This window comes from Novosphingobium sp. BAM6 (assembly GCF_057784955.1).
The window spans coordinates 92,739-105,066 of record NZ_JBYNTR010000007.1 but is presented as its reverse complement, the minus strand read 5'-3'; the positions used below and the strand labels follow the sequence as shown (position 1 = coordinate 105,066).

The 12,328-nt window shown below is 64.9% G+C and carries 11 protein-coding genes; 1 reads left to right on the top strand and 10 read right to left on the bottom strand.

Annotated features, from left to right (window positions below):
• Positions 1-68: 68 nt before the first annotated feature.
• The 10 genes from AC3EC3_RS16260 to AC3EC3_RS16215 form a co-directional block, all read right to left on the bottom strand.
• Complete coding sequence (locus AC3EC3_RS16260) at positions 69-1,364, bottom strand: replication initiator protein A (protein WP_488490649.1); 1,296 nt, start codon at positions 1,362-1,364, stop codon at positions 69-71.
• Between the two features lie 82 nt (positions 1,365-1,446).
• Positions 1,447-2,583, bottom strand: a complete 1,137-nt coding sequence (locus tag AC3EC3_RS16255; protein WP_488490648.1) for a ParB/RepB/Spo0J family partition protein — start codon at positions 2,581-2,583, stop codon at positions 1,447-1,449.
• Between the two features lie 97 nt (positions 2,584-2,680).
• Positions 2,681-3,874 carry an AAA family ATPase gene (locus tag AC3EC3_RS16250; protein ID WP_488490647.1) on the bottom strand — a complete coding sequence of 398 codons (1,194 nt, stop codon included), beginning with the start codon at positions 3,872-3,874 and terminating at the stop codon, positions 2,681-2,683.
• 153 nt (positions 3,875-4,027) lie between these two features.
• Positions 4,028-4,849: a TorF family putative porin gene (locus AC3EC3_RS16245; protein ID WP_488490646.1), complete on the bottom strand. Its 822-nt coding sequence runs from the start codon at positions 4,847-4,849 to the stop codon at positions 4,028-4,030.
• 300 nt (positions 4,850-5,149) lie between these two features.
• The gene (locus tag AC3EC3_RS16240; protein ID WP_488490645.1) at positions 5,150-5,872 is read right to left on the bottom strand and encodes a response regulator transcription factor; all 723 of its coding nucleotides are present in this window, start codon (positions 5,870-5,872) and stop codon (positions 5,150-5,152) included.
• Between the two features lie 94 nt (positions 5,873-5,966).
• A complete protein-coding gene (locus tag AC3EC3_RS16235) occupies positions 5,967-6,296 on the bottom strand; it encodes a hypothetical protein (protein WP_488490644.1) in 330 nt (109 codons plus the stop codon).
• 109 nt (positions 6,297-6,405) lie between these two features.
• Positions 6,406-6,939, bottom strand: a complete 534-nt coding sequence (locus tag AC3EC3_RS16230) for a Csu type fimbrial protein (protein ID WP_488490643.1) — start codon at positions 6,937-6,939, stop codon at positions 6,406-6,408.
• Positions 6,936-9,272, bottom strand: coding sequence for a fimbria/pilus outer membrane usher protein (locus tag AC3EC3_RS16225; RefSeq protein ID WP_488490642.1), 2,337 nt, complete (start codon positions 9,270-9,272; stop codon positions 6,936-6,938). The genes AC3EC3_RS16230 and AC3EC3_RS16225 overlap by 4 nt, the downstream gene beginning before the upstream one ends.
• Before the next feature lie 126 nt (positions 9,273-9,398).
• Positions 9,399-10,181, bottom strand: coding sequence for a fimbrial biogenesis chaperone (locus AC3EC3_RS16220; RefSeq protein ID WP_488490641.1), 783 nt, complete (start codon positions 10,179-10,181; stop codon positions 9,399-9,401).
• A 1-nt stretch (position 10,182) separates the two neighbouring features.
• Positions 10,183-10,743 carry a Csu type fimbrial protein gene (locus AC3EC3_RS16215; protein ID WP_488490640.1) on the bottom strand — a complete coding sequence of 187 codons (561 nt, stop codon included), beginning with the start codon at positions 10,741-10,743 and terminating at the stop codon, positions 10,183-10,185.
• Between the two features lie 198 nt (positions 10,744-10,941).
• Between AC3EC3_RS16215 and AC3EC3_RS16210 the strand changes: the two genes are divergently transcribed.
• Positions 10,942-11,979 (top strand): alpha/beta hydrolase, encoded by a 1,038-nt coding sequence (locus AC3EC3_RS16210; protein ID WP_488490639.1) that lies wholly within the window; start codon positions 10,942-10,944, stop codon positions 11,977-11,979.
• Positions 11,980-12,328 lie beyond the last annotated feature (349 nt).

Sequence of the window (12,328 nt, the reverse complement as noted above, 5' to 3'; positions counted from 1 at the left end):
TTCGTGAACCGGTAACAACGATGACGGGTAAGGGCAGGCTGCCGGGCCGGGATGCCGGCACCGGGCTGTCAGCCGCGCAGTTGGTGGCCGTTGCGGGCATGGTGGCGACGGACCCAACCGATGAATGCCCGCTGCCAATCGGCGGGGACGCGTTCGACATCGGCGTTGATCCACCGCTCGAATTCGGCGTGGAGGGCGTGAAGATCCCAACCCGGGCACTCTCGGCGCAACAGATCGATCGTTTCGTCGGTCATGAAACCGCGCGTTGCCGCATCGGACAGGCCTGCGACAGTCGAACGGATCAGCGCGCGGGCATCGACGACATCGGTGGCTGTCGAAGGGGAGGGCTGGGTCGCGCGCGAAACATCGCTGGAAGCACCGGGTTTCCTCGGGGAAACTTTTGCCGTCGGCGATGCCTTGCCCGTCGTACTCACCGCAATGGAAGCTGAGCCCGAGAGGCGCGACGGGCCCGCGGGAGTTCCGGATGGAGCGACCTTGCGTTCAAGCACACCGTCTGCACCGCCTTTGCCATCGATGCGGCGCATGCGGATCATCGGCTCGCCATCGCGCGCTGTTTCGACCGTCAGGGCGTAGCCGGGAAGCTCGTCCTTTTCGGCCAGCTTGAGCACCTCGAACTTGAAGCGCCGGTACTGCCCTTCGGCGCCCGATTTCTCGAACAGGACGGGCATGGTGATGGCAAAACCGTTTTCGCCAGCGCCGCCGGCGTGCTTGCGGGCGACTCTGTAGAGCCAGCGCTCGCGGCCGCCGGTGATGTCGAAATAGGCGCGGTCGATCGAGAGCACGCCACCTTTCATGGTGACACCTTCCCAGAACCAGTTGGACAGTTCCAGCGTCATGCCGCGGGACCGCTCGGTCCGTTCGTCAACCAGCTGGGTCCAGCCATCGAGCCAGGAGAACGTGGCTTCGCGGCGATTATCGGCCCGGATATTGGTCTTGATCGTGGTCGCGACGAGACGGTCCAGGGCTTGCCCGAGGAGTTCGTAGGCCCTGCCGGTCGTGGGCCTGCCGATTGCGCGCAGCAGATCATAGGGCATGATGTGCAGGGTGCGGGGCAGGTCGTTGCGACCGCGCCGGGCCATGTCCGCCAATACGCTGGCGCAGTAGATCAGAATGTCGGCGTCCCAGATGGTCGCCATTCCGTAATCCGGGTTTGCCGAGACGTGAACGTGCACATCGCCGTCCGGGCTGGTGTAGTCGATCGGTTTGACGCGTTTCGATTTGGCCAGACTGAAGAAAGGACGCTCCATCATCTCGCGCTGGTCGCGCAAGGCCAGGTCCGCCACGTACGGGAGAAACAGATCGAACTTTTCGCTGGCGGCCGCCGGTTCGCGGACGGGACTCATCGCTTACGGTCCCTCACACAGAAGATACCGCCGATGTTTCCTCCAGGAAACTTTCCTCGAAATGCGCCCCCGACCTGATGCATCAGACGACCGAGATGCCGTTGTCGCGCAAAGTTGCGAGAACCTGACGCAAGGCTTCGGCAAGCTGTTCGTCGCCGGCTCCGCTCGCCATGGGGACATGGAGCGTGAGGCCTTGCCGGTTCACCGCCTTGAGCGAGAGAATGGGACGGCCATGCGCATTGTTGATGTCGAACGCGAAGCCCGCTTCACGAGGGCGCCCGGTATTGCCGGTGGCGGCCATCAGACGCGCGAGCGCTGCGGAGCCGGGCAGGGCCGATCCGCCGGTCGAGAGCGCCTTGGCATTCTCTGCGGCGATGGCATCGGCTTCGCGACGGATGGCCTTGGCCCGCACCGGATCGTCGATTGCCAGGGCGAGACGATAGGCGGGGTTGAGCGTCAATTCATGGAGATCGGCGAAGGCGACCAGGATCGTCTCCGGGATCGTCGCGGCTTTCAGCATCTTGGAAAGCCAGCCCTTCGAGAGCTTGAGGCGTTCGGCCATACGCACGGCGCGGCCGCCGTAATGGCGCTGGATCGCATCGGCATAATTGCGCGCGCGCTCGATGTCCGAGATATCCTTGCGCGCCCGGTTCTCGATATCGGCCAGGCGGAAGGCAGATTCATCATCTAGATCAGCGACTTGCGCGAGCAACCGCATGTCCGGATAGGAATGCGCGCGAAGCCAGGAAATGGCGAAATGGCGTCGACTACCCGCGATCAACTCGTAATCATGATCGGGGTCGCCACTGATGTGGCGCACGACAGCGGCGACCCGCTGCCCACCTTCTGCCAGGATGGAATCGATCAGATCGCGGCAGCTTTCTTCCGAAAGCTTCGACTGGATACGCGCGTTGCCTTCCCACACCCGCACGCGGGCGGGGTCGAGCAGCAGTTGCGTGACCTGGCGAACTTCGCCGCTGGCGACACGGGCAAGGGCATTCTCGCGGCCGAGCAAGGACAGACCGGCACGCGCGGACGCGCGCGGGGCAGGGGAGGATGCCGGCGCGTCGGCCTGTGGCGTCGTTACCGGCGCTGACGCTTCCTCGGACTTCGCCTGAGCGCTTGCGATGGGAGCATCGGCAGAGGTCGTGCTCTGTGACGCGGCAGTCGCTTCTTCGGCAAGGAGGCTGGCGAGATAGTCGGACTGTTTGCGGGCCATCGGTCAGTTCCTCCCGGTGCGGCTTCGGCGGACGTCATGGTCCGTTCCCGAAATGACGGGGTACATACAGAGAACGTAAAAGGGCGTTGGGCCGCCGTCAGGCATTGATCACGTCCTGTTCACTGGCGGGTTCCGCGATGCCCCAGCCACGACGGACAAGCGCTTCGACCTGCGCCATCGCTTCATCAAGGTTGGCGCGGCAGCGCTTGTGCGTGCGCGGCGTACCGATGGGTTTTTCCAGCTCGTAGACAGTCATCATCCGCAAGGCGGCATGGCTGATCTCGGCGCTTTCCAGAATCGGAACGGGCAGGAGGGCAGGGCCGAAGGTCTGCTCCATGATCTGACGCACCATGGCATGGCTGGGATCGTTGGAATCGAACTTCGAGCACAGCAGGCGCACGAAATCGTAATCGACAGAGATGCCCGCCTGCGCGAGCTGGCTCGTGACCTGATCCATCATCGAGAGGAACTGCACGGTCGAGCAGAAATCCGGCGTCGTGGCGGCAAGCGGCACGATGAGGGCGTTGGCGGCCTGCATCACCGCCAGGCTGATGGTGCCCAAGGCTGGTGGCGGATCGAGAATCACGACATCGTAGTTGCGCGCCAGATCATGCAGGCCCTGTTTGAGCTTGCGGAAGCGCGAGGCCAGCACGGAGCCGCCATCCGCGCCACTGGCGGCAAGCTCATATTCGACATCGAACAGTTCGAGGTTCGAGGGAATCAGATCGACGTTCGGCCATGGCGTCTTCTGCACGGCATAGAGCAGGTCGGTCTGTGTCGGGTCGATCGAGAGATAGGGATAGAGCGTCTGTTCGCGCGTGATGTTGAAGTGCGGGTTGAAACCGAACAGGGTCGTCGTCGTCGCCTGACTGTCGCAGTCGACGACCAGCACGCGATAGCCCTGCACGGCAAAGTAGTGCGCAAGGTGCGTGGTGACCGTAGATTTGCCGACACCGCCCTTGAAGTTCTGCACGGCGATCAACGCGGGATTGTCGAGCGGTGCCCGTGCAGGCGAGGCGCCGAGCACTTCGCGCATATTCAGCAGGTCTTCCACCGAATATCCCGGACGGCGGCCGTTCTCGGTGGGGCGGGGCGGGGGAAGGCGCCCGTCGTCCTCTGCCATGCGGATGCGATTCGTCGAGCAGCCCAGCAAGGCAGCGGCTTCGGCAATTCCGAAGCGGATATTGAGGCCCTTGCGCGATTCGGGCAGGAAAGCCTGACGGCGCAGGCGCTCGATCATGCGCTCGCCCGCCTGTGCCATTTCGGCAATGCGCTCGACTTCTGAATGCATCGAAGGGGTAGCCCGTTTCGTTGAACGTCTTTAAGTTCATATGCGCTTAAAGATATTCAGTCCAGCGCCACGCAGAACTCTATCATCAGAAAAAGCGAAGGCCCGCCTCGACAACTGTCGAGACGGGCCGAATCGATCTCAGCAGATTGGGGTTCAGAAGCCTGCCGAGACCGAAAACACCACTTGCGAAGCGGCGATCGAGGAGCCGTTCTTGCTTGAGGAGAAGTTGGGCAGAAGATACGCCGATTCGGATTTGCTGATATTGGTGTCCACATAGGCGACACCCAGCGTGACCGGGCCGAGCGCGTAGTCGGCACCGAGGAGCCAGTCGAAATACTCACCGGTGGGAGCGACGCTGGTGCCGTTGGGCCCGAGGCCGGGGTTGCCGTTCGAATAACCGAGATGCGCCTTCAGGCTGAGTGCGGTGTTCGGCACTCCGGCGCTGGCATCGCCCCAGATATAGAGGTTATCCTGCTTCTGACCGCGGCTGTAGGATGTGGCCGAATAGTTGCCGAGCGCCTGCTGCTTGGGGGCATAGGCCACGCCGACCAGGGCCTTCACCGGACCCAGGGTGTGCGAAAGCTTCACATAGGGCTCTGCGAAGTCGGTGTTGCTGGCGCCACCCGGATACATGTACCAGGTCAGGCCGACGTCGACTGTCGTGCCCGAGGAAATCTCGGTCGAATAGCCGCCGACCAGATCGAGTTCGGTGTTCGAGCCGCCGAAGGTGCCCCAGCCGGCAAGGTTCGAGGCCCAGGTGCCGACATAGAAACCGCTGGAGTGCGTGACGGTCAGGCCGCCCTGAACCGCCAGTTCCTTGTCGCTCTGCGAGACGCCGCGGAAACGGTAATCGCTGACGAGGGCAACGCTGCCGGTGACGGTGATGTCCTTGGGCGGGGCGGTATCGCCTTCCTGCGCAAGGGCGGGGGTGGCGCATCCGGCAAGCGCCAGGGCGGCGAGAAGACGCATCTTCATAGTGTTGATTTCCCTCATGTTCTTATGGTGGTTCAAATGGTTCCACCCTGCGGAAGCCGACGCCGTCGCGCTTGATGTGGCGAGGTCTTTTTCCCGGCTTCGCGGATCACCCTATCCAGAGGTGGTGTCCCGGCCTTTGCCCGAACGTGACAAAATGTTTCCCGAGGAAACTTTGGGATGGATTGCTGCGTGGTGGCGTCGGACGGCGACAGCAAATGTCCTCAATTCGCGTGTCTGGAGCGGATTGAGGACAAAGGCGACGGTCGGCGGAAGGGGGGCGGGAGAAGGGCGGCAAAGGGGTCAGGCGCGTTCCACCTCGGCACGGAACATGTAGCCGACGCCGCGCACGGTGGTGATGACGGCTTCGGCCTCGCCGCTGCGCAACTTGCGGCGCAGGCGGCTGACCAGCACGTCGATGCTGCGATCGGACTGGTCGGAAAGCCGGTCGCGCGAAAGTTCGAGCAGTCGCTCGCGCCCGAGAACGCGCTGAGGGTGGGAAAGGAACGTGGCCAGCAGGTCGAACTCGGCACCGGTCAGATCGACGATCGCGTTCGTGGGCGATCGCAGTTCGCGCCGTGCCAGACTGACGGTCCAGCCCTCGAACGTGATCGTGTCGCTGCTGGAAGGTTCGGCGGGGCCTGCTTCGCCCGGACGCGTGCGACCACGGCGCAGCACGGCCCCTACGCGCGCGGACAATTCGCGTGTGCTGTAGGGCTTGGGGAGATAGTCGTCGGCGCCCAGTTCGAGCCCGAGAACGCGGTCGCTTTCCGTGCCTCGCGCGCTCACGAAGATCACCGGCACTTCGCTTTCCCGGCGCAACTGCCGGAACAGATCGAAGCCGTTGGCGTCGGGAAGCATGACGTCCAGCACGAGAAGGCTGGGATTCTCCTCTCGCCAGAGGGTCCACATCTTGGCGCCTGTTTCGGCGGTGCAGACCTCGAAACCGTCCTGACGCAGCGCACGGGCAGTGAGGGAACGGAGGGCGTGATCGTCCTCGACGAGCAGGATACGGGGGGAAGTCATGAAGAGGTGGGGGCCGCCGTTATATCGGAAAAAAAGGGATGCCGGACGGGGCTTTCAGGGAACGGGAGTACTGTCGACCCCGCCCGGCAGGGTGTCAGCGAACGGCGACGGCGGTCGCCTCGAGGGTCGCATCCTCGCGCTGAGCTTCATGATGGCGGCAGGCGCGGCCCTTCATCGGGTCCGGGTGGCAGACCGGGGTCGGGCCGGCCTGCGTCTTTGCCTTGTGGGTGCGGGTGGGGGCGGTCATGCCCTTGCCCTGCGCGACGCGGTAGGGAGAGGCGGGGCAGGCGGCCTTGGTGCCGTTGTCATGAACAACACAGCCGTAGCCTGCAGTGGCGGGAAGCACCGGCAGGGCGGTGACGGGCTGGGCGGTGACGGGCAGGGCGGGCGAAATGGCAACGGCAACGAAGGCAAGCAGGGACATGAGGTTCACTCCAGGGGACTGTGTCTGTTGCCCTCCTGATAGCGGCGTGCCCGTGTCCGCAGATGGTCTCGTGCATGACAAAGTGTTTCTGCACGGTGTGTCGTGGCATTCAATACGTGACGGTGATCGTGACCGTGTCGGTGTAGGCCCCGGCACGCACGAACTGGTGCGCGGGGATGCGGCCATAGGCGGTCGCGCTCGCGCTGGATGAAAGCAGCCCGGTCAGCGACACCGTAACGGTGGAGGTGCCGCCGGGGCCGTTGCCCCACACCGTTGTCCGCGCCGTATTGCTGTAGATCTGGTAGGTCAGCGTGTCCGCCCCCTTGACCATGCGCCGCGCGGCGGGATTGCCCGATCCGCCGCCGCTGAGCGAAATCACCGCACCGCCGTTGATCTGGGCAAGCGAGGTGCAGTTTACCGTAACGGTTGCGTTGACATCGCGAGGAGCAGAGGCGCCGGCGTCGTAGTTTCCGAAAGCGAGCCCGGTCGAGGTTACGCCGCACGAACACAAAAGGCATACCGTGACTTGTGCCTGTGCGGTCTGCGCGGGCAGAAGCAGTGCGCACGTTGCCAGCATCGCCCGAACGATCCCGGCGCGGGGGATGGGGCGGAGTATGGCAGCAAAAGGGAGTCTCGCGATCATGGGGAGGGACTCCGGATGTCGGGGCGGCAGGTCAAGATCAGCGGCCTGGCCAGTGTCCCTGCCGGAGCATGGTCGGGCAGGGGCACGAGGCAGGCGCCCTGGGTCGCCCCGGCGATGCGCAATGTGGTGTTCGGGGGCGGGTAGGAGGCGAGGAAAACTTCCCCGTCGTGGCCTGTCACCGTTATCGCGCCTGTCCCTGTCCCGGTGAGGAATACCGACAGTCCCACTGGCAGAGCGGCGCCGGAAGAATCGCGTACGCGCAGGCGAACCGGCGCACTGCCCTGTTCGCCGAACGTGACGCGGGCCGCCTGTCGCCAGCCGGGGGTTACGACCTTTTCGGCGGTATCGATCGTGTCTTCCAGTGGCTGCTGGTCGGGATCTATTGAGATGTGGTTGGGCGAATAGGCCTGAAGTCCGGTGACGATGGCGCCGTGGTGCTTGTCGGTGCTGGAACCGGTCGGGCGGTTTTCGACCATGACCTCCACGCGCGCATCCGAAGCGACGTCCACGACCGCGAGCGCGTCTTCGATACGCGGAGTGGCGCTGATGGTTCCACCCGCTGCGACAAGGCCGCCGCGTAGTTCGATCCGGGCCGATGCCGCCCCGTCGCGGTAGAGTCCGGCAACGTCGACCTCTCCCACCCGCGTCCGCCATTGCACTTGCCCGTCGAGTGTCGGCCCCATGCTCTGCTCGTATCCGCCTGCCAGATGATAGCCGAGGCCGAGATTGCCCGGTGGGCTGCGGTCGATCGCGGCGACGCTGCGGCTGCGGTCTGCCGAAAGGCTGATGTTGCGTCCACCGCCGAGCGGCACGGTGAGCCCGGCGATCAGGCTGGTGTCGCTACCGCCATCGCTTGTGCTTCGTATCGTGCGCTGGGCGCCGAGCGAGACATAGGCCTTGCGCCAGTTGCCGCTCCAGCCCAGCGAGGCGATGGCATAGCGCGATGCGCCCTGGCCGACACGGAGATAGCCGGCGGTCACGCTGCCGCCACGACCCAGGGCAAGGCTGCCGGAAAGCGCAAGTTCGCGACTGGCACCGCTTCCGGGCAGGAGAACTTCACCCACCTGCCGGAATTGTGCGCTGCGCAGTCGATAGCTGGCGGTGAGCGAATAGCTTTGCGTCAACCGCTGCGCCTGTATCTGGGCGAGATGGCCCTCGCCGAGGGGCCCACGCGACAGGGCACCCCCAAGGTTTACTTCGAGAAAGTCCGCGATGAGGATCGTGCCTCCCGCGCTGCCCATGACTACCCCGTCACCGCCCTCGATCCGGGCTTCCAGCGTCAGGTGATCGGTCATGCCCCGGCGCAACGTGGCGCCCGCCATCAGCGCCCCGTAATCGAAGCTGGAGACGCCATAGTTTCGGCGCAGCGCGCCTGTCTCGACCGAAAAGTCGATCAGGCCGGGCCGCAACAGCCCCTGAGAGGCGTAGTAGCTGCGCGTTACCGTCCGCACCGCGCCCGATATGTCGCGCAGGGTCATCGTCACCGTGCCCGCGCCGCTGAATTGCGGACGCCAGGCATAGGTGAAATCGCCGGGGGCAAGCGGGATGTCGCGCCGGTCCTGCTGGGCGACAAGCTCCAGCGTGGAGGGCAGCACCGAACTTCCCGCTAGCTCGGGAAGAGGCCAGGTCAGCCACTCAGGGGCAAGCGAGAATTCCGTGCCCAGACGTATCCCTGCGATGCGCGCCGGTCCGGTCCAGGACGAGCCGCGCGTCAGGGTATCGCCCAGCACGAGCCTCAGGCGCTGGGCGGGAAAGTCGCGCACCCAGCTGCTGTCCAGCCGGACCGTTTGCGCAGTTCCGACGCCCCGCCCACCCGTTTCAAGCCCACCTGCCACAATGCCGCTTGTCGAAAAGGCTCCCCACGCTCCCGAGACCGTACCCTCCAGCAGTGCGGTGGCACGCGTGCCGCCTGCATCGTGCAGAACGTCGATGTCGTAATCCAGAAAGATCGCCGGGATGACCGGCGACAGCGCGACGGCATGGTCGACATCGCCAAGATGGCGGGCAGCGAAAGCGGTGGCGGACGCGGTGATGTCCAGCGTGCCGTCGTCAAGGAGATGCGCGGAAACCGGCAACCCGGCCTTTGCGCCCAGTGTCAGATAGGGTTCGCCTTCCACGCTCATGATCGGTGCATCGGGTGCTGGCTCAAGGCCCAGTCCGCGGGCATCGGCAAGGCGCAGATAGAGGCAGTCGCCAGCCTGGAAGGCCAGCGCCGGTTCGGGCTGGTGCGCACCGTTGAGGACCACGCTGACCGGCATCGGTTGGGCATTGGCCAGCGCAGGCGCCGTGCATTCGGTTCGTGAAGTCGCCGCTGGAGCCGGATCGGCACGCACGGCGCTCGGGAATGCCGCAAGGGCGATGCATAGAACGCCCGATGCCGCGCCCCGGTGCAGGATGGTCGCCCGCCCGACCCGGCGTGAGGGAGTAGCGAAGAGGGCCACCTCCACACGGGGCCCGGCTCAGCGGGCGGGGACCACGGTGAGCGGGCCCTCCGGGCTCTGTACCGTAACGCCGGTGATCCGCGCCGAATGCGGCGCAGCAAAACCAGCAGGCAGCGGTATCACCAGCCGTCCTTTTGGAAGAAGATAAAACCCCTGTTCGTAGGCTTGCGGTGCTGCGACGGCAGGATCGGTGGTGATATTTATGCTGCGGATCTGCGCATGGGCGCTGCCGGTGTTATCCAGCACCAGCGCAGGGCGACCATCGGCCGTATCCTGCTGCGACCAGATCACATGGGGGGCAAGCCCCGGCGCGCCCCGGAACACGGGCACGCTGATGCGCAGCAGCGTCAGGATCGTGCCGCCGGGGGTCAGCCCGGCAGGCGGAGGGAGTTCATCGAATACCAGCCGCCAGGCTTGTTCTACGGGCGGGGCCTGTTCCATCGGCGACGTTTTCGTTTCCGACGATGTTTTTTCGGGGACGGCACAGCGGATCAACTGCGCACCATGCGCAGGAAGCGTGACGATGCCGGGATTGACCCGGATCGCGCCGCTTTCGGTCAGGATATCCTCTCCGTCCTCGCTCCGGTCCCAGTCGTAGCCGCGGATCTGGACGCTGACGGGTGCATCGCCGTCATTGGCCAGAGTGAGGCTGCAAAAGCGCCGGTCGGGGGGCATCGTCACGCGGATCGGTGTGACGCGCAGGCTGCTTGCTCTCGCTGGAGCGACGGGAAATGCCCCCGACAGCGCAAGGCAAGCGGCGATCATGCCCGCCCTGCCCAGCGAAGTCAGGGCGGCGGGCATCTCAATAATAGACCGTTGCCGTGACATTGTCCGTGTAGTTGCCCGCAGGCACGTTCTGGCGCGCGGCGATGCGACCGTAGACGGTCATGACGGTGGAGGTTGCCGTGGCGGTCGCCTGTGCGGGCGTGTCGGTGCCGGAGGTGTTGCCCCAGTTGGTGGCGTGCCCGGTGTCGCTGTAGAGCGCATAGCCGAGGCGGTTAGCGCCGTTCGCCATCTGGCGCGTCGTCACGGTGGCGCCGCTGGTGCTGCCTGCGTTCAGGCCCACCGTGAAGGGCGTGCCCACGGTGCAGGTGACGGTGATCGTGGTGTTCATGTCCTTGGGCGTGGCCGAGGTCGGATCGTAGTTGCCGAAGGGCAGGTCGGCGGCATCGATGATGCAGGCGGAGATCACCGAGGCGGTGACCGCCATCGGATCGGTGGCCGTCGCGGCTTGTGCAGACAGCGGGATGATTGCCGCGGCGCCCAGTGCGAGCACGGCGGCAAGGTTGCGGAAACGCGATCGGTGCGCGCGGCGCCCGCTGTCGCGAAGGGCGAAGGGTGAGCAAAAAGCAGGGTTTTCCATGACGCCAAGGCTAAGGCTGAGCGCTTGCGAATTGGTTTTTCTCTGCCTCAGGGCAATTGTGGATAATGCGCAAAACAAACTCGAAATTGAAGCTGGTTCTCGCAGGTGGTACGCCGTTCCATAAAGCGGATTCCTGGAGGGGTTATGAATCGTAGGGACATTTTGCGCAGCGCTGGCCTTTGGGGTGCGGGCGGTCTTATGGCGGCCTTGCCCGGCCCCCTGGCGCGCGCGCTGGCGGCGACGCCAGCCGCCTCCGACGCCGATCTGCGGTTCGATCTGGTCGCGCCCGAACTGCGCCCGGCGATCGAGGCGCTGGGTCGCGAAGTCGCCGCCCGGCCACCGCTCTCTGCCGCCAGCCTGGCGAAGTGGCGCGGCAGCCCCGGCATCGCGCGGCCATCCCAGGGCAAGTATCCGGTCGAGATGAAAAGCCTGCCACGGCCTACCAAGGCAGGCGGCGGTGAGGTGACGGTTTATGTCATCAATGCGGGGCAACCGGGGCAGAAGCGCCCGGCGATCCTCCACACCCACGGTGGCGGCTATGTCATGGGATCGGCGGCGCGTTCGGTGCCGGGCCTGCAGGCGGTGTGCGATGCGTTCGACTGCACCATCGTAACGGTGGAGTATCGGCTCGCGCCCGAGACGACGTATGTGGGCTCGATCGAGGACAACTATACCGGTCTCAAATGGCTGCACGACAATGCCGCCAGCCTCGGCGTCGATCCGGCGCGCATTGCGGTGATGGGCGAGAGCGCGGGCGGTGGCCATGCCGCGCTGCTGGCGATCACCGCGCGTGATCGGGGCGAAGTGCCGCTGGCGTTCCAGTGCCTCGTCTACCCCATGCTCGACGACCGCACCGGATCGAGCCGCGCGGTGCCGCCCACCATGGGCCATCTGATCTGGACGCCTGCCTACAACCGCTATGGCTGGGAGGCTTTCCTGGGGATGAAACCCGGCGGCGCGAACGTGCCGGTACGCGGCGTGCCGGCGCGCACGCGCGATCTGGCGGGGCTGCCGCCCGCCTTCATCGGCGTGGGCGCGATCGATCTCTTTGCCGACGAGGACATCGAATATGCCCGCCGCCTGGCCGATACCGGTATCCCGGTGACGCTGAACGTCGTCCCCGGCGCGTATCATGCCTTCGATGGAATCGCCGCGCAGACCGATCTGGCGCGCCGATTCACCGATTCGAAGCTCGCCGCCCTGAAGCGCGCGCTGGTCGGTCAGGGGGGCGGTTAGGGTGTCGGCTAGGGGAGATGGGGGGCGCCAAAAGCCCCGTAATCCTTTGTTCCGCGCCATTCCTTCGGTTCATCGCAAGCAGAGGTGAAGATGTCGCAAGAATAGACTGCTTAATAAGTCTGTCAGGCGAATCATGCTCCATTACCGACGCAAAAATTACGCGATTTTACAGCAGTTGTCCGTCTGCAAGGGCGCTTTGTCCCGATCGGCTTGAGTAATACTGCAAATGCGTAAATATCCGTTTGTGCAGCATGGTCCACTTCGGTTCGTCGCAAGATGTTCTCGAACCATCTGCACTGAGACCCATCTTGTCGTGTGCGTTCATCCAGCCGCAAGGTATTTCTGAACA